Genomic DNA, 21,345 nt, shown 5'->3' with positions numbered 1-21,345 from the left:
CAATGCGTTTTTTGATCATTTTGCTTTTGGGCTGGACTTGCCTATTTGGCACAAGTTTGAAATATTTTGGGGGCGGAGACTTTGTCGCTGGATTTGAGAATCTTAGTCTGCAAACCAAAAATGCTCCTCAAGAATCTTTCTCCTCTCGCTCTTATAGCCTTGGTATCAATGGTGGAGTCGAGCAATTTTGGGATAGTGACAACTACATTGGCGGTAGGATTTTGGGAGAATTTACGATGGGGCTGGCAACCCCAAATGTCAATGGCACCAAAATCGCTGGACTTTTTAGCTTTATGGGTGCGATGGATTTGATGCTAGATTTCCTCCCGCTTGGTGATTCTGATTTGGGGATTTTTGGGGGATTTGAGTATGGGCTCCTAATGCTGACAAGCTCTGAAAGCTACAAGGACTACAAACTCTCAAGCGAAACACATAGTGCTTTTTGGCGTATTGGCGTGAGTTTATTGATACAAAAAGAACAACGCATTGAGTTTCTCTACAAAGCCCCATTAAACCCACTCAGTCTTCCTGAAAATGTCAATGGCATCAAACAGCACAAAGTGTTTAGCGGTGGGCAACTTTCTGTAGGATTTAAAGCACTCTTTTGGTAAATCAAGAACTGCTCATCCACTCTGCACAAGAGTATTATCAATACCTCCAAGACAATCAACTTGGGGTAGAAGAGCTTAGAATCAAAAGCAAAATCCCTACCCTTGCGGGCATCACTATTTATTTGGGGCAAAAAATCTTTGGTCTTGATGGTTTGCTTGTGCGTTTTATGCAACAAGATTATGCTATTGGCGAAGAAGAAAGTATCAAGGTGGAAACCTATGATGAAAAGGGTGCCATTCTTGTGCTTCATATCGCAGAGGCACAGCTTCTAGAGCAAATACACCAAAACGCACATCAGCTCACTTTGATTACGGATTTGAAGTTTTTGGTCGCAAACACGCGTGATTTTTTTGCACATTTTGCCATCCATCTCCCCTCCACACCACAGCAACCCCTCACACCCGAAGAGTTGCCAACAGATCGCTTGAGCATCGAGCAACAAAAAGCGATTGGCAAAATTTTCTCTGCACCTTTAAGCTACATTTGGGGGGCTCCAGGCACAGGCAAAACCCAACGAGTCTTGTTTGAATCCGTGCTAATCCTCATCAAAAGACAAAAAAAGATTGCCATCATCGCACCCACCAATCACGCTCTAGAACAAGCCCTCAAAACAATCATCAAAAAAGCTGATGATTTGCAGATTTCACGCAATCTGTTTTTGCGTTTTGGGATTCCTAGCCTTGAGTTTTTGAGCCACTTTCCAGAGGTTTGCGATAGTGGATCCATCCGCCAAGATCAATTGAGCCTATTCACTTACAACAACTCCAAGGATCGCATCAAAGAAGCAAAAGTTTTTGCAATGACGCTTGATGGCTTCATCAAACGCTATGCCAACCTCAAATGCCAATTTGATCATATCTTTTTGGATGAATGTGCCTTCGCCCCACTGATCAAAGCAGTCAGCCTATGTGCCAACTCCTCCCCAATCACAATGCTAGGCGATCACAAACAGCTAATGCCTGTTTGCGAAGCCTCCCCCAAAGATTTGGAACTCCACCCAAAAATCAAACTTTGGAATCTCAACGCCCTTTTTCTAGAGACGCTTTTCACCCACAATCAAGATGAAATCCTAAACCAAAAACAGCTCCATTTCCAACATACCCAAACTTCCATCCTACGCCACACCTACCGCTATGGCAAAAACCTTGCACAAATCCTCAATGATTACATCTATCACAACAAACTTAGCGGAGAGGGGCATAGTCAAATTTGGCTCTGTGATACGGCAAGATTCCTAGACACCCAAGAACTCTCTGCAGCAAACACGCCCCCAAGTAAGCACACAAACCCTCAAGAAGCCCTAGCGGTCAAAAAACTTCTCCACAAGCTCCGAGGCGATTATGCCATCATCACGCCTTTTGTCAAACAAAGGCAACTTTTGATTCAGCATTCTGTGCATTATGAACGCATTTTCACAATCCACAAATCTCAAGGGCAAGAGTTTGATTGTGTGATTTTTTCACCCGTCCAACTCCACTACCACCTCACAGATTCTGCCAACCCTCAAGCACTCAACGCACTCAATGTCGCCATCTCACGCGTCAAAAAACATCTGATTTTGGTTTGTGATGCAAAGCAATGGCAACAAATGCCACAGCAATTCATCACTGCACTCATCAACGAAGCGATCAAAAACCACACAATCATCACCCCTGATTTGAGCTTAGATTTTTGATTGCTTGAGCCCAAACCCTCGCTCTATCGTATCTGGCAAACTCTCCACATAGATACTTTGGCTTGGGAAAGCAAAGCTTAGATTGTTTTTTTGCAAAATTTTCATAATCTCAATCATCACTTCTTGACGCACTGCAAGCCATTCCCCCCAAACCACAGTCGTAGAAAAACAATACACCAAAATATTGATCGAACTTCCTGCAAACTCATCAACCACTACAAACAGATTGTTTTTGTAGCCTAGCAAATCATCCAAAGACACGATGTTTTTTTTCAGATCCATTTCATAGTGGCTTAGTGGTGTATGTTCATCTGTAGCCTTGGCGATTTTGGGATGTGCGTTGAGCATTGCTTTGATGTCCTCAACACATTGCAAAATCTGCTCAGGGGTGGAACTATAAGTCAATCCAATCTGCATTCTGATACGCCTACCGACTTTGCGACGATTCCAATTACGCACACATTCATTGGCAAGTAAAGAGTTTGGCACAAAAAGCAAAGCATTATCAAAGGTGCGAATCGTCGTGCGTCTAAGCCCCATTTCAACCACCGTGCCTTCGATATTTCCACACACGATCCAATCCCCTTGATTGAAAGAGTTGTCAAACAAAAGCACCACAGACGCAAAAAAGTTTGCCAACATATCTTTGATTGCCAATGCAACAGCCAACCCCCCAATCCCCAATGAAGCAATAATCGCTGAAACATTGAAGCCAAAATTTTTCAGTAGCACCAAAATCACAATCACAATGATCATAAAGTAAATAATCTTGAGCAAAAGATTGATCACTTCACGCCTAAAAGTGTCTTTGTTTTTCTGTGCCAAACTCCCTAGCAACGCGATTCCATACCCCCTAAATAGCAAAATACTCAACCAACCAAAAGTCAAAATATAAGCACAATTGATCCACATATCAAATTTTTTGAATGGGGAATGAGGATAAAACAAAATCGCCGTAGCAACATCTACCCCAAAAATCAATACGAGCCACAAAATAGGCATCGCAATCTGCTCTTTGAGCTTGTCTTGAATATCTTTGCTTTTGAACAAATGTGCAAGATAGCCGATACCACGCACGATCAAACTAGACAAAACCTTACGAGCAAAAAACGACACCAATATCACCCCAATGCTCAAGGCAAGTTTGCTAAATATGGGCTCTTGCAAACCTTGAGGGAACAGAGTCGCGAGATTCTGAAGCACCCAAGCTAGACTGATTTTGGTCCAAATGCTTTGGGGGATCAAATCTGCGATATTAAATTGCAAAAACGACAGAATCTCTGCATAGCTACTCATCGTGATTTTGAAAGTTTGCAACGCCTGTTGCAGTTGTTGCTTCTGCTCAGCACTTAACGCCTGTAGTGGTATCACTTCAAGATTTTGAATCTCCTCTAGATGATTCTGCAAAATGCTTTTGATCTCTGTGTGCGTGGTGAAAAGATGGTTTTTGCTCTGCAATTTGATGATACCTGCAATCAGCTTTTTTTCTGCGAGTAATGTGTTGAGGCTGATAGTATTGAGTGCGACAAGATAGGCATTTTGTATCTGTTCGTTTGCTTCAATCTCGTTTTGAAGCACTGTGATCTCACTATCTTTGGAAAAAGGTGCGATCTCTTCTCTCTGTGTGCTTAGAGCGATCACCTCACGCATTAGAGCAAGTTTTTGCTTAGAGATTCTGATATTTTCCTGCGTATAATCTGCTTGATTTTTGTTGTGGAAATTTTGTAGATTGAGCTCCACCACTTCATCGATCACACCCTCAAGTCCGGCACACATCAAAAACAAAGGGAACAACAACACCAAAAAACGCATCAAAACCTCCAAAATAAAAATTATACAAAATGCTATCGCATTGGTGGCAAACCACGCACCCCCCCCCATCCAACAACTTAAGCTTTTATACAAAATAAATTTCTAACAATCAAAATCAATAGCAAAATATTCAATGGTAACAAATGACACATTTTGCAACCAAACCCCCTGAAATACGACGCAATGATCTATCGTTGTCTTGCAAAATTCAAAAGATCCATACGCTCTGAAAAACAATTTTTTGTTTTTTATGCACTTTATTGTTACCATCCATTAACTTTTTATATAATCTAACAAAATCACCCAAAAGGAGTTTCTGATGTATCCAACAAATAACCCTCTCTCCCATTCTTTCAAGCCTCTCATCGCCACTTCGTTGGCTCTAGCTTTGAGTGTAAGTGTGACTAGTGCAGCCAATTGTCCCTCCACAAGCCAAAATCCTATCTGCTATGGCACTGGTGGCACAGCGAATACACCATACACCGGTATCACTTTTGGAGATAAGTCTGGTTTCAAAGAGCTCAAATACAATACCTCTACTTCTATCGATAATCTAACTTTTCAACTTCAAACAAGCGGAAATATAGGAGAGACTCTAGCAGGGAACAATCTCACGCTCTCTTTAGGTGGCAATCAAGCAATCTTTCAACTCACCAACACAGGAGCAGGACTTCAAATAAAGAATCTCGAAGTTAATTTTGAAGGGGACGCTAGACAAGGGACTTTCGCACGCAAGATGAATCTCAATTTCAATGGAACAACACAAAACACTGCTTTCAAAGGCAATATCACTATTAGGGCTGGGAATTCTATCAACGACAAGGTGGAAGCAGTTTTTAGTAAAGATATGGAAGGAAATCTCAAAGTAATGGGACGAAAAGTTGACCAAAAATTCCTTTTCAATCAAATTAAAACGACTTTTACTTTCAAAAATGGGGCAAATTTCAAAGGAAGTTTAGAAAACTATAAAGCCGAAGGAGGTGTGAATTTTATCTTTGAAGGTAGAGGAAATGTAGAGGGCAATATCAAGAGTTATGGCTATATACAAGGTTTGGAAGCCTTTGCAGGTTACAATACAAATGTCAATAACAATTTCACTTTTAAGGGTAATGAGAATAAAATCATAACCACTACTCTTGGAGAGATTTTGGCACAATCTGGAGCATCTCGCAATGCTTGCAACAAAATCCTTTTTGCAGACAAGGGGCAGATTGGAGAACAAGACAAATTAATCAATATCGTTGCAAAACCAAACTTTTACTATGATAATTATCATCCTAATGCAACAGCAAAAGCACAAAATTTCATTTTATTCAAAGGAGAAGCCACTCTCCACCTTAACAAACTTGAAACAGCTCATAAGGACTCTTATCGTCGCAATATTATCAGCCTTGAGGGTAGTAATAACACATTAACTATTCAAACCATTGATTCAGGTGTAGCAAATTCAGCAGGCAACACTCTAAAAGGACATAATCTAATCGGCAAGGGATTTTTAAACAATGCTAGTGAAGCCAAAGATTTGAGTGAAACTACCACAGCTACAAGCCCCACCACTGCCAACATTGCTAGAGGCACGCTCACCGTTGGCACAATCAAAGGAGGTGGAACAAATAAGATTTTGATTCAAAATTTAACAGTTACAACCAAAATAGAAGCCAATGGTGGAAGTAATTACATCAATAGCAGTCAAGGAGTTGTAAAAATCGTAGGCAATGTAGAGGCAACAGGTAGTGGTATTAATGAGTTTTCTCTCCATTCAAGCACCCTTACACTTCAAGGCACAAACAATGTAATCACCACACTTAGAGGCAGTGGAAGCAATAGCATTGATATTGGAAGTGATACAAGTCAAGCAACAAATGGCTTCAATCTTTTAACCATAGGAAAGACAGATGCTACAGGACTTCAAGCAAATAATTTGCTTTTCAAAGTTTTCGCAGATCCCAACGCACCTGACGCAACACTTGGGGGGGCAAACTTCAACAAATAGAGGTGGCACTCACGCCTATTCTGATCGCATTATCGTAGAATCAGGAACAGCAGGAGTGCATTACATCATAGCTACAGCAAAAGGTGAAAATCTAAAATCTATCAAATACACACAAGGCAAAGGCACAGAGGAAGTGAGCAACATCGCAGTCGCCACAGTCAAAGATGGCACAAATATCACTTTCAAAGGTGCAACACAATTTTTAGGCTTTGAAACTATCAGAACCACACTTACAAATGGTGTTAATACAGATAAAGATGGCAAAGTGGGTAGCAATACTCACAAAACCTACTTCATTCAATCTCTAAGCTCTACAGGCATCACCCAAACAAGTCAAGACATCACAGCCTCTACGATGGGTTCGACTTATGCTCTTTATCTTGCTAATTTCAATTCTTTGAACAAAAGAATGGGAGAGCTAAGAGATACTACAAATGCTCAAGGAGTATGGGCTAGAGTGTTTAATGGTTCTCAAAGCTTAAACTTTGGTATCCAATCTCAAACAATCTATACAACCATTCAAGCAGGTTATGATTATGCTGTAGGCTTTGAGGGAGCTAATAACTACATAGGGTTTGCTCTCTCTTATGCCAACTCTACTACAAAAGCAAAGAATGTGAGTGAAATCAATGGAACTAATAGAGGGATCACTTCTATGACTTCCAATGCCATAGAGTTTGCTCTCTATAATGCCTATGTGCAAAATGGTGCTTCTTCTCTCAATGGGTGGAGCAATGGTTTGTATAGTGATAGCATTCTCAAGTTTAGCTATATCACAAGTGATGCGAAGCTAGTAGGAGCGACAGCAAGTGCTATGAGTAACACTGCTTTCACTCTAAGTGAGGAAGTGGGTTATCGTTTCTTGCTAGGAGATCAGCAATGGTTTATCACTCCTCAAGCAGAAGTGGCATTTGGATACCTCAGTCGTGGTAACCTCAATCAAAAGAATGGGATCTATACACTCAATAGCACTCAAGAAAACATCATCACTCTAAGCAATAGGATAGGTTCTGATGTTGGATATACATTTGATATTCCAAAAGAAAAAGGATTCCAAGCAAAGCTTTATCTAGGGACTTACTTTGTTTATGATTATCTTATCGGTGGAGAGATTAATTCTAGAACAGGTATAGGAACTCAAAGTGTTCTTACTCCTTTCACTTCTTCTGCAAAAGGAGTGATCAATGTAGGGACAAATCTTGAAGTCAAAGACAACACTAGAATCTACTTTGATTTTGAGAGAAGTTTTGGAGGCAAAGTAGTGACAGACTATCAGATCAATCTAGGAGTGAGATATGGGTTTGGGGAGAAAGGGAGAGGGGTGAAAGTGGTGAAAGGTAGAGGAGCAGAGCAAGTAGAAAAAGACAAAATGATAGAAATAGAAACAAACAAAGCTCCTTTGAAAGTGCAAGGGGATATGTAGGGGGAAACTCAAGGGGGGCAAAGTAAGCTTGCTTTTGGCAAAAGCGAGATTCTAGAGGATCCACCAAACAAGTCTCGCCAAAAACAGATCAAAACACAAGAGCATAGTGTAGTGCTGATCGCAAGATACAAGCAGAGAACATCTAGTGTGATTTCCACCTAGAGATCAAAATACCAAAAGTTTGGCATTCAAATCTTGATAAACACAAAAGGCATATCAGAATTTGATAGAATGTGCATAAAATTCAACTTTGGAGAAAACAATGAGTATCGAAAATTTCAATCAAACCATCCAAGAAATCCAAAACTCACCTTCTTATCGCACCCCTATCGGCTTTGGGATCGCACGCATTGACATTGGCAAAACAAATGGCAAAACGCTTTGTGCCACTTTCCCTGTGCTCAATTGGGGCGAAAACCTCAAAAGCTTTGCTGTGTTTCTCAAGGCAAGTCAAAAAGCAATTCCTCTACACAACAGCGAGAGTGAATCCATCTTTGCAATCAATCAAGAGTTCATCACAGAAGCCCTCAATCTATTCTCACCCTATTTGGCTCACGCACAAAGCGATCCGACCACACACCCAAACATCCAAGTCTTGCTAGAGCTTCAAAGAGCACAAAGGCAAGAGGGGCTGTTTGTCAAAGGAGGCAAAAGCAAGTTTAGATTCTGTGTCATCTATCAAGATGTGCCTTGCCAAAGCGTTGAAACCGCATATATGAAGCTCCTTGCACTCTCTTTGGGCAAAGCTCCTCTTAGAAGTCTTGTCTTAGATGGCATTTTTGGTTTGCTTGAAAATGTCGCTTGGAGTGGCAACAAGCCCTATGAACTGAGCTATCTTAGAGAACGAGAGATAGAGCTCAAAATGAGAGGGGAGTTTCCTCATATTGACTTCGTTGATAAATTTCCACGCTATTTGATGCAAGTCATTCCTCAATACGACAATATCCGTTTGCTTGACACAGCCAAAACGCGTTTTGGTGCGTATCTTGGCACTGGGGGCTATACACAAATGCCTGGTGCAAGTTATGTGAATTTCAATTCTGGTGCGATGGGTGCTTGTATGAATGAAGGGCGTATCTCCTCCTCTGTAGTTGTTGGCGAGGGCACAGATATCGGTGGTGGAGCAAGTATTTTGGGTGTGCTTAGTGGGGGCAATAGTGACCCAATCAGCATTGGCAAAAATTGTCTGTTGAGCGTCAATAGCTCTACAGGGATTAGCCTAGGTGATGGGTGTATCGTAGATGGAGGCATTGCGGTTCTAGTGGGGACAATTTTTGTAATCACGCAAGAAGAAGCAGAGAAAATTCAAGCGATCAATCCTGATTTTGAAATCAACCAAAACGGACTCTACAAAGGCAGAGAGCTTTCCAAAAAGAATGGAATCCATTTCAGACAAGATTCTCAAAGTGGCAAAATGGTTGCTTTCCGCAGTAATCGTGAAATCAAGCTCAACGAGGCTTTGCACTAATAGTGGAATGCCTTTTGCTTTTTGGCTATCAAATCCATAAGTTTAGGAGTTAATATGTTGCCAAAGATTTTTTTTGCAGTGATTTTGGGAGCGAGTTTGCTATGCTCTGCAGAGGGAGATCCCAATCAAACACCCCCTCAAGAGCAAAACAAGGAGCAATCCACTCAAGTTGCCAATGCCCAAACTCCACAACCCAAAAATGAAGAGAATCAAAAGTCAGAAAACACGACACAAGAGAGTGCCGCTCAAAACAAAGTACCAAACAACGCACAAGCCCAAAGCACTCCACCTGCCCCTCCTGCTCCTCCAAAACTTACAAGAGACATTGCACCAACTTATGCTGACAATTTTGCACGCGATCGCTTCCAAGCTAAACCAACGCTCAATGCCGCCGTCGATCTTGCCAAAAAAGGCAAAATGAAACAAGCCCTCAAGCTTTTCTCCCAATCTTGTGAGGAGGGCAACCCTGCAGGGTGCTTCGGTGCAGGATTGATGTATATGTATGGACAAGGAACACTCAACAATCAAAACAAAGCAATGACTCTCTACCAACAAGCTTGTGCCGGTGGAGACGCAGTCGCTTGCACCAATTTGGGCATCCTCTATGATGATGGCAATGCAGGTGTTCCAATCGACAAAGCAAAAGCTCTCCAATATTACCTCTTGGGGTGTGATGGTGGAGACACAATCGCTTGCACCAATTTGGGCTGGATGCAAGCCAATGGTGTCGGCACTCCCAAAAACTATCAACAAGCACTCAACTCTTATTATAGGGCTTGTAATCTTGGCAGTGAGCTGGGGTGCTACAATCTAGGGCTAATGAGCAATACCTACAATGTCTATGGGATCGACAAAGACAAATTGGGAGCGATTGATATGAACTACATCGCTTGTTCTCAAGGCGATATGATCGGCTGTGCCAATTTGGGCTATCTCTATGCCACTGGCGATGCGGGTTCCCCTATCAATTATTTCAATGCAGCAAAATATTTTGATATAGCTTGCCAAAATGGCGTTCTTAGTGCGTGCAACAACTTGGGAGTGCTTTTTGACAATGGACGCGGAGTCTTGCAAGATCGCCTTAGAGCAATGGATCTCTTCGCCTTTGCGTGCCAAAACGGCTTTGAAACAGCTTGTCAAAACTACAGGATTATGAACTCCAACAATAGTGGGCGTATCAAATTGTTTGGCAGATAGCCACCTACGCCCTGCGTTGTTGCCATCTATACACTCTCACTCATTATCATTTCTTGAAATTTTATACACCAAGGAAATGATATGAGACAAACAAACCTCACAGAATTCAAAGAATCACAACCAATCAGCTCCAAAGGCTATGCCGTTTTTTCCAAAGATGGCACATTCCAACCCTATGAGTTCAAGCGTCGTGCCGTCGGAGAGTATGATCTCCTTATTGAGATTCTATATGCAGGGATTTGCCATAGTGATATCCACACCGTGCGTGGAGAGTGGGGAGACAAGCAATACCCCCTCATCCCCGGACATGAAATCGCAGGAGAAGTCATTGCCGTAGGGAGCAAAGTCTCCAAGTTCAAAGTCGGCGATTGGGTAGGAGTGGGCTGTATGGTCAATTCTTGCCAAACCTGCGAATCGTGTCAAGAAGATGAAGAACAATATTGCGAAAAGGTTATTTTGACTTATGGATTTGATGATGTTTTTAATGACAATGACTACACTCAAGGTGGATATTCTAATAATATTGTCGTAAATGAAAATTTTGCGATTCTGATCCCCAAAACTGCTGATCTCTCCAAAGTCGCTCCTTTGCTCTGTGCAGGGATCACCACCTATTCTCCCTTGCGTGCAACTAATGTGGGCAAAGGAGATGAAGTGGCTATCGTCGGACTTGGAGGACTAGGGCATATGGCAGTGCAATATGCCTCAAGTTTTGGTGCCAATGTGAGCGTGTTTGCAACAAGTGAAAACAAAAGAGAACTCGCCTACAAACTTGGAGCCAAAAACTTCATCAATGTGAAAGACACTCAAGAGCTAGAAAAATACACCAAACACTTCCGCGTCATCCTAAGCACCGTTGCTGCCAATTACGAGATTTCAGACTATATCAAAATGCTCAAACCTAAAGGTGAGATGATCATCGTGGGACTTCCATCATTCCACAATCCTGCGACTTTGGACACAAATGTATTTATTTGGAATTTCAGACGCAAACTCTCCTCCTCGTTGATTGGGGGCATCAAAGAAACGCAAGAAATGCTTGATTATTCGGTGCAAAAGGGGATTTATCCGATGACAGAAAACATCAGCATACAAGAGATTGACAAAGCTTATGAGCGTGTGCTAAAAAGCGATGTGCAGTTTAGATTTGTCATCGATATGAAAAGCCTCAAGGGGTAGATTCTCTCTCCCCCTCTCCTCGGTATGGTCTCTTTTTTTGGCATTGAGCCTTTGTATCAATGTTTCTTTTGGGATCTTGAGAATGATGGCAAAATGGGGCAAAAGGAGTGCTTTTTGACAATGGACGCGGAGTCTTGCAAGATCGCCTTAGAGCAATGGATCTCTTCGCTTTTGCGTGCCAAAACGGCTTTGAAACAGCTTGTCAAAACTACAGGATTATGAACTCCAACAATAGTGGGCGTATCAAATTGTTTGGCAGACAGAACAATGATTCTTATAAATTTACTTTAGATTTACTCTAATGTAATAGAAGAGTCAGCGAAACTTGTAAGAAAGGAGGATACGATGAAAGAAATAAATCTACAAGAATTTCAAGAATCAAGACCTATCAGTTCCAAAGCTTGGGCAGCTTATTCAGATAAAGCGGATTTCAAACTTTATGAGTTTAAGCGTCGTGCCGTCGGAGAGTATGATGTCCTTATCGATATTTTATATTCGGGAGTTTGCCATACTGACATTCATGTTGTTCGTGGGGATTGGAATTGGAATGTGAAATACCCTCTTGTTCCCGGACATGAAATCGCAGGAGAAGTCATTGCCGTAGGGAGCAAAGTCACAAAGTTTAAAGTCGGCGATTGGGTAGGAGTGGGCTGTATGGTCAATTCTTGCCAAACCTGCGAATCGTGTCAAGAAGATGAAGAACAATATTGCGAAAAGGTTATTTTGACTTATGGATTTGATGATGTTTTTAATGACAATGACTACACTCAAGGTGGATATTCTAATAATATTGTCGTAAATGAAAATTTTGTCATTTCTATCCCAAAAACTGCTGATCTCTCCAAAGTCGCTCCTTTGCTCTGTGCAGGGATCACCACCTATTCTCCCTTGCGTGCAACTAATGTGGGCAAAGGAGATGAAGTGGCTATCGTCGGACTTGGAGGACTAGGGCATATGGCAGTGCAATATGCCTCAAGTTTTGGTGCCAATGTGAGCGTGTTTGCAACAAGTGAAAACAAAAGAGAACTCGCCTACAAACTTGGAGCCAAAAACTTCATCAATGTGAAAGACACTCAAGAGCTAGAAAAATACACCAAACACTTCCGCGTCATCCTAAGCACCGTTGCTGCCAATTACGAGATTTCAGACTATATCAAAATGCTCAAACCTAAAGGTGAGATGATCATCGTGGGACTTCCATCATTCCACAATCCTGCGACTTTGGACACAAATGTATTTATTTGGAATTTCAGACGCAAACTCTCCTCCTCGTTGATTGGGGGCATCAAAGAAACGCAAGAAATGCTTGATTATTCGGTGCAAAAGGGGATTTATCCGATGACAGAAAACATCAGCATACAAGAGATTGACAAAGCTTATGAGCGTGTGCTAAAAAGCGATGTGCAGTTTAGATTTGTCATCGATATGAAAAGCCTCAAGGGGTAGATTCTCTCTCCCCCTCCCCCCTCTCTCCCTTCCGCTACTTATCCAAAAATCTTTGAAGTGATATTTTGTTTGATTTCCTCAAAAATCTCATCGGGACGCAAACTCGCATCAATACACACAAAAGGCACCCCCAAAGCCTCACAAGCAAAGATAAGGCGTTCTTGAATCTCAAGCAAATGCTCCACCCCTCTCTCCTCGATATGGTCTCTTTTTTTGGCATTGAGCCTTTGTATCAATGTTTCTTTTGGGATCTTGAGAATGATGGCAAAATGGGGCAAAATGTCAGAAGTCGCGAAGCGATTGAGTGCCACCGCATCCTCCAAACCAACCTTTTGGGCATAAGCCACTCCTGAAATCAAACTCCGATCAGAAACCACCATTTTGTCGAGATTGGGCAATACAACCTCTTGGATATGTTGAGCACGATCGGCTAAAAACAACAGAAACTCTGCCTTTGGTGAGAGTGGGCGATTTGCTTGGAGCAAGATATGACGCAACTCTACTCCCAAAGCACTTCCACCCGGCTCAAGCGTGAAAATCGCATCAGGATAACTCTCTTTGAGCAAAGCAATCTGCGTGCTTTTACCTGCGGTGTCAATCCCCTCAATGGCTACATACATTCAATCTCCTTAGACTTCAAAAATTCCACAACCTCCATAGGCACAAGGTGAGAGATTTTACCCCCATATTCGATGATATTTCTCACCACAGAGGAGCTGACAAATGCGTATTGCAAGGTGGGCATAAGATACAAAGTCTCTAGCTCCTCATCTAGAGATTGATTGGCATAACTCATTTGCAATTCGTATTCAAAATCACTCACCGCACGCAAACCCCTAATCACAACTTTTGCCCCCTGCTTCCTTGCAAAATCCACCAACAGCTCATCAAACCCCACAACAGAAATATTGGGATACTCTCGCACACAAGCTTGCAAGATCGCACAACGCTCTTGAAGGCTAAAAAGTGGCGATTTGGAAGCATTGCGTGCCACAGCCACAACCACCTCATCAAAAATCCCCGCACTACGCAACAAAATATCCAAATGCCCTTTTGTGCAAGGATCAAAAGTTCCGGGATAAATCGCTCTCATCGGTCACTCCAACGCAAATACAAAGAGTTTGGCACCCCCAAAACATCAAGCCATTTGCCAATGATGAAGTTTTCCATCGATTGCAAATCCTGGCTTTGAGCATAATAAGCCAACACAGGCGGTGCGATGATCACCCCCAAGCCTGCAAGCTTGCTCATATTTTCTAGAGCAATGCTAGAAAATGGCATCTCTCGCGGTGCTAGAAGCAAAGTTTTTCTCTCTTTGAGCATCACACTCGCACATCTTGAAATCAATTCATCAGAGATTCCACAAGAGATTTTGGCAAGCATATTCATACTAGTAGGGATCACAGCCATCACATCAGCTCCAAAACTCCCAGAGGCAATCCCTGCATCGATCTCTTGCTCATTGTAAATTTTCACATTTTCTTGAAACAACACATCCATCAGATCTTTGCCCTCTTCTTTTTGTGCCACGATACACGCAGAATGCGAGACTACCACGAAGCACTCAAAATGCTTTTTGACTTCTTGCAAAAATCTCACCCCAAGCCTCACCCCACTTGCACCACTAATCCCAAGAATCAACTTTTTCATAACACCCTAGCCTTTCCTTTGGCAATGATTTTGACTTTGATATTTTTTTTGCTTTGTGGATTCCTTGCGATGATTTCCTCCCCCACACTGCCATTTGCCATCGCTTCCAAAACCCCCTCTATCGCCACCGCTCCATCTTGCAACACGACATCCAAAAGATCGCCTTTTTTGACCACCACCACGGCTTTGACTTTGTTTGATGGGATGATGTGATTGGCGCGCACGAAACTACGCGTTTGCAATCCATTGATCACAGAAAAAGAAGCAATGCTTTCACTATCAAATTTCACTTTTTTGATTTGCGTGTTGCTTGAGCTTAGAATCACCCCCGGACGCATATCTTGCAAACCTACCGCCACATCCATCTCCCCCACCACCTCGCACAAAAATGGATTCTCGCGTCCTTTTTCATCGACCAACAGCACCACGAAACGATTTTTTTTGGGTTTCTTGTTTTCCCATTTGACATCTAGCATTTTTTGTTGCGTATTTTGAAACATAGGCTTGAGGATGACATTTTGGATTTGCAAATGACGCTCGGAGTAGTCTTGCTCTAGCGTTTGCTTGATTTTTTCTTGAATCCTTGCAAGTGAAGTGGGGGTTTGATAGACAAAACGCACATTTTGGGTATCAAATCGCACCTTCACCCCATAACGCCCAAAAAGCTCCTCGATCTGCACAGCAGGGATTTCCAAATCAAACTTATCACCAAATGAAGCGATCTTGAACTCTTGAATGTTTTTTTGGATTTCTTGAGAGGAAATATAATCTTGAGAGATGTAATAAACACTAGGCAAAGCCTGTGCCCACACGCCAAATGCAATCAAAAAACCAACAATCTTTTTCATTCTTTCTCCACAAAAGAAAGCAAAATCGTGCGTTCATTTCCTGCAAAATTGATTCTCCCGCGTGCCTCTTTGCCCTTGCCTACCAACTCTAGCACACGCCCCACCCCAAAGATTTTATGCACGACCCTATCCCCCACTGCGATGGCGTTTTTGTCAGCTTGAGCTTCCAAACCCTCTGTTTCAGTGCGTGCGACCCCATAGGTGTTTTGGAGGAATCTTGAAGGAGGCAAGCTCGCACTTTTACCTTGGAAAAAACGCCAATCCACATAAGTGATATAAAGCTCACTTTTGGCACGCGTAAAAGCCACATAGCCCAATCTGCGTTCTTCTTCTAGCTCATCCTCATTGTCTTTGCTCAGAGGGAAAATCCCATCCTCAAACCCTACGATAAACACATAGCCAAACTCTAAGCCCTTGCTAGAATGCACGCTCATACAAGACACGCACTCTTGCTGCATATCATCTAGATCAGAACTCAAAGTAATATCATTCAAAAAATCCTCCAAGCCATACTCACCCTTTGTGCCAAACTCCTCTCTTAGCAACGCATAAAGCTCCTCAAGGTTTGCTTTGCGATCCACCTCATCTTGAGTGTTTGCAAATTCACTCAAAAGATCCACTTCTTTCTGAAAAGTTTCCAAAAACCCCTCCACCCCACTCTCAAACTTCTGCTTCAGCACCTCAATCAGCTCAAAAAACTCCTTGAGCTTTGTGTAATTTTTCTCTCCAACACACTCAATCGCCCTTGTAGCATCTGCACAAAACTGACGCACAGAGAGCCTGTGGCTCCTTGCAGATTGTAGAAGTTTCTCCTGTGTGACTTTCCCCAAACCACGCTTGGGCTTATTGATCACACGCATTAGAGAAAAATCATCATCTCCATTGATCATCAGACGCAAATAACTCAAAGCATCTTTGATCTCTGCACGCTCATAAAACCGAATCGAACCGATAATCTGATAGGGGATCTTAGCCCGTGACAATCCATCCTCCACATTGCGACTGAGGGCATTGAGACGATAGAGCAAAGCAATCTCCCCATAAGGCACCCCTTGTGCCTTGAGCTCCAAAATCTTTTGTGTCACAAACGCGATCTCTTCTTTGTGCGTAGCAAAATTCAACACCTCCACCTCCTTGCCACACTCCCTAGTGGCTTGGAGGGTTTTGCCCAGTCGCTTTGTGTTTTTGCAAATCAAAGCGTTGGCAAACTCCAAAATCTGAGGGGTTGAGCGGTAGTTTTGCTCCAATTTGATGAGCTTGGCTCCCGCAAAATCTTTTTGAAACTCCAAAATATTGCGGAGATCTGCCCCACGCCAACTATAAATACTCTGATCATCATCTCCCACTACGCAGAGGTTGGAATGTGCTGATGTCAAAAGTTTGAGCAAACGATACTGCAAGACATTGGTGTCTTGATATTCATCGACCATAATGTATTCATACTCCTTGCTCACGCTCTGTGCCAAATCCTCGTTTTCTGCAAGAATCAAATAAGGTAGAAGCAACAAATCATCAAAATCAAGCAAATTTTTTGTTTCCAAATATTCTTGATAATCTGCATAAAGCTCGGCAATCTTGCGTGATTGTGGGGTTTTTGCCTCATTGATGACATCAATGGGCAACAAGGCTTGATTTTTGTAAAAAGAAATATAAGAGGACAGAGCCGACGGGGAAATCGGGGATTTGAAGTCTTTCAAGATCTTTTTGACATCATCGCTATCAATCAACACAAACTGCTCACTGCGTTTCAAGAATCCCATATAATGCTTCAAAAAAATAAGCCCAAATTTGTGAAATGTGCAAAGCAAGGGGTAGCTATCGTGTTTGCCTTGGAGCATCGCAAAGGCTCTTTGACGCATTTCAGCCCCAGCCTTGTTGGTAAAAGTCAAGCACAAAATACTGCTAGGCAACACGCCCACCTCATCGACTAGATACGCCAAACGCGTCGTGAGTGTTTTGGTTTTCCCACTTCCTGCACCTGCAAGGAGTAGCAACGGACCTTGTATGTGCTGAACGGCTTGGACTTGTTGTGGATTGAGCGAGGATAGGAGCAAACTCATTTTATGGCTTTTGTGAAACTTTTTGGGGTTTTGGTGGTTGCTCTTGCCCCTTTTCAAGCGCTTCAATCAACTCTGAAGTGTCGATTTTGAAATCAAAAAACTCTGATACGAAGTTTTTATCATCTAGTGTCGCAAACAAACTAGAAGCCGATCTGAGATTGCCGATTTGCTGATAGAGCAAAGCAAGGGCGTAGCGACTTTCAAAACTCACAGGAGATTGAATCTTTGAAATCTGCAACAAAGCCACTGCGTTGTTATAATGTCCCGCACCAATCGCTGCCACAGAGCCTAGAAATTTTGTCCGTGCGTCGTTTTCTCCAAACTTGTCAATCAAATCATTGTAGGTAGAAAACGCTTTTTCAAACTCACGATTGTAGATATATGCTAACCCCAATGCTTGTAAAATACCATTGACAGATTGATCTTCGACCACCAAGCGATCTTGAAGTTGTCCAATCACATAAGAGAGATTCCCTGTCACAAAAGCAAGATACACAAAAAGCTCTCTAGCAAGACTTCCACCATAATACAAAGAATGCAGATTAGAAAAATCACCCTTTCTAAATGCCGTAGAAAATCTCAATGAAATTTTTTGCAAATCTTGTCCATAATTGAGGGCAACTTGTAACATAATATCTGTCGTCAAATCTTTGTGAAAAATCTTATCAAGCTCTTGGAATGCTTCTGAAGCCTTTTTGATATCCCCACTATTCATCGCATTGACTGCGTCAAATGCAAAATAGATTGCTTTTTTCTTGGCAGTTGTGTTGGGGAATGAGAGACTGCTACTTGTGCCACTTACAACATATTCAAACAATGCCTGCAAGAAGCGTGATTCGTCTTGATTGAGAGAATCAATGCTTTTGAAATCTGTCGCGATAGAAGCAGAGATCCTTGAGGTGTCTTGATAGATAAACTGCCCAGCCATAATGGCAAAAATCCCTGCAAAAATATTAGTATTGTCCAGAAAGTATGCACGACTAAAATACGAATAAGCTTTCTCAAAATCCCCAAATTGTGCATACAAAAGCCCCGTATCATAATACAAAACAGAATATTGCGGGTATTGCTTGGCATTGCCTTCAAAATATTTCAATGCCTTGCGTAAATCGCCACTATACACCTCTCTGATCCCCTCTGCGATGTTGCGATTGATTTTTGAAATCGTGCCCCCACGCTTATAAAAATCTACAGATTGTTCCAATAAATTTGCACCAAAATTAAAATTCCCTTCGCTCAAAATCTCAAATGCCTCATTGGCATTGAAAACCTTGTATGGGGCATAATAAAACAAAATCTTGTATTGCAAGGAGCGGTGATGTTCAAAATTGCGATCCCAGAATTTTTTTTGTGCCAATTTGACATCAAATAGATTCTCATTGAGACCTGTCACGATTTTGTAGGCTTGAGGGATTTTCAACTCATCGAGCTGTTTGAGTGTGGCACTTGCTGAGCCAAACTTCCGTGCTTTGATATCCACAAGCTCCTTTGCCCATATCGCTTGATAATCCTCAGGGTGAGCAACCAAATAATCTCGCAAGGTTTGCTCCGCCTTGGCATAGTCCCCTACGCGTGCATAGAGCATCCCCAATGCAAACTTGTCTTTGGGATTGCGACTTTGCTTGAGTTTCTCTAGTGCGTTGTAATCATCGCCAAACACCAGAAACATCTCTGAAGCAAGTTGATCGCTCTCTTGGATATAGCTTTTGGAATTGGGGTTGAGCAATGGCGATAGGGCTTCAAAATATTGATTCTTGTAATACAGCACCTCTGCATACAGATAAGAATAAAAAGGAGAACCATACGAATAAGGCAGATTGGTATAAGCCACATCGATATAATGCTTGAATTTCTCCATATCCCCTAGTTTCAAAGCACTATATCCTGCATTGACGGCACTCAAGCTCACATCCTCTCCACCAGCAATCGCTTGATCAAAAGATCGAATCGCTTGAGAGTATTTTTTTTCCACAAGCTGAATCGCACCTAGATTGTAGTTTGCCAGAGATTGAGAATAAAGGGCGATTTTGTCAAACACCTCTAGAGCGTCATCAATATGACCATTTTCATACAGAATGTTTGCTTTTTGGATCAAGCTCTCCAATTCTTGATTGGGCAGTTGCAGACGGCTCAGTTGCTCATCGGCTTGAGATTGCAAAACCACACCAGCCCCGCCCCCTATTGGTGCATTGTTTTGTTGAGCATTGGCTTGTGCTTTTGAAGTTTGTGCATTGCCTGATTGAGAGGCTTGTATGTCATCTTGAGTGCTAGAATCTTGCCTGAAGGCTGAAATCACCACAAACAACAATGCCACTCCAAGTATCCCCAAAACCACATACAAGGACATTTTGTTTTCTTTGGTTTTGAGATTGTCTTTGATTTTGATTGCTATATGCTTGAGTTTGTCTTTTAGCCCTTTGAGCTTCTCAACAAAAACCGAAATCTTTTCTTTCATCGTTACAAATACTTCCTCAACACTTCAGGAATGCTGATGCTCCCATCTGCATTTTGATAATTCTCCATAATCGCAACCAAAGTGCGTCCCACAGCAAGAGAGGAGCCATTGAGCGTGTGGGCTAGATAGTTTTTTTTGTCTTCTTTGTATCGGATTTTTGCCCGTCTAGCTTGGAAATCTCTTGTGTTGGATACAGAGCTGATCTCGCGGTATTGATTTTGACCGGGTAGCCATACCTCAATATCAATCGTATTGCTCGCACTAAACCCCAAATCGCCCCCACACAACTGCACCAACCGATGCGGAAGCCCAAGCTCTTGCAAAATCCCTGAAGCAGTTTGCACCATATATTCCTGCATACTATCGCTTTGGCTTGGGTGCGTGATCGCCACAAGCTCGACTTTGTCGAATTGGTGTTGGCGTATCATACCCCTTGTGTCCCTCCCTGCACTCCCAGCTTCTTTGCGGAAGCAAGGCGTGTGGGCAGTCATTTTGATCGGCAAATCTTGCGATGGGATGATGACATCGTTATAAAGGTTTGTCAGAGTGATTTCAGAAGTTGGTATCAGAAACAAATCGTTTTCATTTTTACTTCCATCTAGCTCCTCCACCCCACCTGAGAGCTTGAACATATCTTCTTCAAACTTGGGCAATTGTCCCGTGCCAAATAGGCATTTGGAGTTTGCAATCACAGGTGTGGCAACCACCTCAAACCCCCTACGCTCGTTGTAATCTAGCATAAAGTTAATCAATGCGCGATTGAGACGCGCACCCTCCCCTCTAAGCACACTAAAACGGCTTTTGGCTAGTTTCACCCCACCCAAAAAATCAATCCAACCATTTTGATCAGCAAGTTCCCAATGCTCTTTGGGGGCAAAATCAAAAGTCTTGGGAGTGAGTATCCTAGCAAGCTCGACATTATCCTCTTGGCTATCACCCCTTGGCGTTTTGTCATCTGGAATATTTGGCACATTGTGCAAAATCGTCATCAAACCCTCTTCTGCCAAATCCACCGCACCGCTGAGCCTAGCGATATGCTGTTTGTTTTCTTCTAGAATCTTGCGAAGCTCTGAAGTGTCCTCGCCTTTCCTTTGGCACTCTCCGAAGCGTCTAGAGTTGGCATTTTGCAGAGCTTGGAGCTCCTCTAACTCTTGCTTTTTGCCCTTGTATTCCATAGAACGCTTTTTGAGTTCTTCTAGGATTTGCTTATCTACTTTTTTGATTTCTAGTTTTTCTGCAATGTGTGCAAAGTCGTTTATAAGAAGTTTCAAATCAATCATCATTACTCCCAAGTCATTTGAAGTCCGTATCAAAATTTTACTCTAATTCTTTAATGCTTGCAAAAAATTGCTCCAACTTCCCACCAACATCCGCACACAAACAAGACAATGCAAAGCAAATCCGAGATTTGATGTTGAGACTAAAATATCTGGACAATTTGATTCTGCAAATCACTCTATGATAAAATAGAGATTATCAAAATCCCCTTGACAAAGGGTGTTGAGAAGTTGTAGAATACCAAAATAG

General features: G+C 42.3%; 17 protein-coding genes. 9 read left to right on the top strand and 8 right to left on the bottom strand.

Going from position 1 to position 21,345, the window contains the following annotated elements:
• Positions 1–2 precede the first annotated feature (2 nt).
• Together BBW65_RS06755 and BBW65_RS06750 are read left to right on the top strand one after the other, a co-directional pair.
• Positions 3–611 (top strand): outer membrane beta-barrel protein, encoded by a 609-nt coding sequence (locus BBW65_RS06755; RefSeq protein WP_066341328.1) that lies wholly within the window; start codon positions 3–5, stop codon positions 609–611.
• A complete protein-coding gene (locus BBW65_RS06750; RefSeq protein WP_066341326.1) occupies positions 605–2,287 on the top strand; it encodes a DEAD/DEAH box helicase family protein in 1,683 nt (560 codons plus the stop codon). The genes BBW65_RS06755 and BBW65_RS06750 overlap by 7 nt, the downstream gene beginning before the upstream one ends.
• Here the strand turns inward: BBW65_RS06750 and BBW65_RS06745 are convergent.
• Positions 2,276–4,099 carry a mechanosensitive ion channel family protein gene (locus BBW65_RS06745; RefSeq protein WP_199919419.1) on the bottom strand — a complete coding sequence of 608 codons (1,824 nt, stop codon included), beginning with the start codon at positions 4,097–4,099 and terminating at the stop codon, positions 2,276–2,278. The two genes, BBW65_RS06750 and BBW65_RS06745, sit on opposite strands and share 12 nt — an antisense overlap.
• 319 nt (positions 4,100–4,418) lie before the next feature.
• On the opposite strand from BBW65_RS06745, the gene BBW65_RS06740 reads away from it, so the two are divergent.
• The 7 genes from BBW65_RS06740 to BBW65_RS06710 all read left to right on the top strand — a co-directional run bounded on the left by BBW65_RS06740 (position 4,419) and on the right by BBW65_RS06710 (position 12,805).
• Entirely contained in the window at positions 4,419–6,092 is a 1,674-nt protein-coding gene (locus BBW65_RS06740) for a hypothetical protein (protein WP_066341322.1), read from the top strand.
• A complete protein-coding gene (locus tag BBW65_RS06735) occupies positions 6,067–7,515 on the top strand; it encodes an autotransporter outer membrane beta-barrel domain-containing protein (protein ID WP_066341321.1) in 1,449 nt (482 codons plus the stop codon). The genes BBW65_RS06740 and BBW65_RS06735 overlap by 26 nt, the downstream gene beginning before the upstream one ends.
• Before the next feature lie 262 nt (positions 7,516–7,777).
• Positions 7,778–8,983 carry a 2,3,4,5-tetrahydropyridine-2,6-carboxylate N-succinyltransferase gene (locus BBW65_RS06730; protein ID WP_066341319.1) on the top strand — a complete coding sequence of 402 codons (1,206 nt, stop codon included), beginning with the start codon at positions 7,778–7,780 and terminating at the stop codon, positions 8,981–8,983.
• 54 nt (positions 8,984–9,037) lie between these two features.
• Positions 9,038–10,180 (top strand): SEL1-like repeat protein, encoded by a 1,143-nt coding sequence (locus BBW65_RS06725; protein ID WP_066341317.1) that lies wholly within the window; start codon positions 9,038–9,040, stop codon positions 10,178–10,180.
• A gap of 81 nt (positions 10,181–10,261) precedes the next feature.
• Complete coding sequence (locus BBW65_RS06720) at positions 10,262–11,359, top strand: NAD(P)-dependent alcohol dehydrogenase (protein WP_066341315.1); 1,098 nt, start codon at positions 10,262–10,264, stop codon at positions 11,357–11,359.
• 107 nt (positions 11,360–11,466) lie between these two features.
• The gene (locus tag BBW65_RS08170; protein WP_199919418.1) at positions 11,467–11,661 is read left to right on the top strand and encodes a hypothetical protein; all 195 of its coding nucleotides are present in this window, start codon (positions 11,467–11,469) and stop codon (positions 11,659–11,661) included.
• A gap of 43 nt (positions 11,662–11,704) precedes the next feature.
• Positions 11,705–12,805 (top strand): NAD(P)-dependent alcohol dehydrogenase, encoded by a 1,101-nt coding sequence (locus BBW65_RS06710; protein ID WP_066341313.1) that lies wholly within the window; start codon positions 11,705–11,707, stop codon positions 12,803–12,805.
• 38 nt (positions 12,806–12,843) lie between these two features.
• On the opposite strand, the gene tmk is transcribed toward BBW65_RS06710, so the two are convergent.
• The 7 genes from tmk to serS are packed head-to-tail and all read right to left on the bottom strand — an operon-like array spanning position 12,844 to position 21,098.
• Complete coding sequence (gene tmk / locus BBW65_RS06705) at positions 12,844–13,425, bottom strand: dTMP kinase (RefSeq protein WP_066341311.1); 582 nt, start codon at positions 13,423–13,425, stop codon at positions 12,844–12,846.
• Positions 13,416–13,898 (bottom strand): pantetheine-phosphate adenylyltransferase, encoded by a 483-nt coding sequence (coaD, locus tag BBW65_RS06700; RefSeq protein WP_066341310.1) that lies wholly within the window; start codon positions 13,896–13,898, stop codon positions 13,416–13,418. The genes tmk and coaD overlap by 10 nt, the downstream gene beginning before the upstream one ends.
• Positions 13,895–14,455 (bottom strand): UbiX family flavin prenyltransferase, encoded by a 561-nt coding sequence (locus tag BBW65_RS06695; protein ID WP_066341308.1) that lies wholly within the window; start codon positions 14,453–14,455, stop codon positions 13,895–13,897. The genes coaD and BBW65_RS06695 overlap by 4 nt, the downstream gene beginning before the upstream one ends.
• Complete coding sequence (gene flgA / locus BBW65_RS06690; protein ID WP_066341307.1) at positions 14,452–15,303, bottom strand: flagellar basal body P-ring formation chaperone FlgA; 852 nt, start codon at positions 15,301–15,303, stop codon at positions 14,452–14,454. Before flgA ends, BBW65_RS06695 begins: the two co-directional genes overlap by 4 nt.
• Positions 15,300–17,363, bottom strand: coding sequence for an ATP-dependent helicase (locus BBW65_RS06685; protein WP_066341864.1), 2,064 nt, complete (start codon positions 17,361–17,363; stop codon positions 15,300–15,302). Before BBW65_RS06685 ends, flgA begins: the two co-directional genes overlap by 4 nt.
• A gap of 1 nt (position 17,364) precedes the next feature.
• The gene (locus BBW65_RS06680) at positions 17,365–19,818 is read right to left on the bottom strand and encodes a tetratricopeptide repeat protein (protein WP_066341306.1); all 2,454 of its coding nucleotides are present in this window, start codon (positions 19,816–19,818) and stop codon (positions 17,365–17,367) included.
• 2 nt (positions 19,819–19,820) lie between these two features.
• On the bottom strand, positions 19,821–21,098 hold the full coding sequence (gene serS, locus BBW65_RS06675) for a serine--tRNA ligase (protein WP_066341304.1): 1,278 nt from the start codon (positions 21,096–21,098) through the stop codon (positions 19,821–19,823).
• Positions 21,099–21,345: the final 247 nt, after the last annotated feature.

The organism is Helicobacter enhydrae, assembly GCF_001693335.1.
GTDB lineage: Bacteria > Campylobacterota > Campylobacteria > Campylobacterales > Helicobacteraceae > Helicobacter_G > Helicobacter_G enhydrae.
Note: the sequence above shows the minus strand (reverse complement) of the source record. Positions and strands in the feature narration are given on the sequence as shown.

Bases quoted from the DNA above. Each gene is read 5' to 3' on its own strand.
- BBW65_RS06730 (WP_066341319.1), top strand. From the start codon at position 7,778: ATGAGTATCGAAAATTTCAATCAAACCATCCAAGAAATCCAAAACTCA.
- BBW65_RS06685 (WP_066341864.1), bottom strand. From the start codon at position 17,363: ATGAGTTTGCTCCTATCCTCGCTCAATCCACAACAAGTCCAAGCCGTT.
- coaD (WP_066341310.1), bottom strand. From the start codon at position 13,898: ATGAGAGCGATTTATCCCGGAACTTTTGATCCTTGCACAAAAGGGCAT.
- BBW65_RS06745 (WP_199919419.1), bottom strand. From the start codon at position 4,099: ATGCGTTTTTTGGTGTTGTTGTTCCCTTTGTTTTTGATGTGTGCCGGA.
- BBW65_RS06680 (WP_066341306.1), bottom strand. From the start codon at position 19,818: ATGAAAGAAAAGATTTCGGTTTTTGTTGAGAAGCTCAAAGGGCTAAAA.
- BBW65_RS06720 (WP_066341315.1), top strand. From the start codon at position 10,262: ATGAGACAAACAAACCTCACAGAATTCAAAGAATCACAACCAATCAGC.
- BBW65_RS06755 (WP_066341328.1), top strand. From the start codon at position 3: ATGCGTTTTTTGATCATTTTGCTTTTGGGCTGGACTTGCCTATTTGGC.
- flgA (WP_066341307.1), bottom strand. From the start codon at position 15,303: ATGAAAAAGATTGTTGGTTTTTTGATTGCATTTGGCGTGTGGGCACAG.
- BBW65_RS06695 (WP_066341308.1), bottom strand. From the start codon at position 14,455: ATGAAAAAGTTGATTCTTGGGATTAGTGGTGCAAGTGGGGTGAGGCTT.
- BBW65_RS06740 (WP_066341322.1), top strand. From the start codon at position 4,419: ATGTATCCAACAAATAACCCTCTCTCCCATTCTTTCAAGCCTCTCATC.
- BBW65_RS06725 (WP_066341317.1), top strand. From the start codon at position 9,038: ATGTTGCCAAAGATTTTTTTTGCAGTGATTTTGGGAGCGAGTTTGCTA.
- serS (WP_066341304.1), bottom strand. From the start codon at position 21,098: ATGATTGATTTGAAACTTCTTATAAACGACTTTGCACACATTGCAGAA.
- BBW65_RS06710 (WP_066341313.1), top strand. From the start codon at position 11,705: ATGAAAGAAATAAATCTACAAGAATTTCAAGAATCAAGACCTATCAGT.
- tmk (WP_066341311.1), bottom strand. From the start codon at position 13,425: ATGTATGTAGCCATTGAGGGGATTGACACCGCAGGTAAAAGCACGCAG.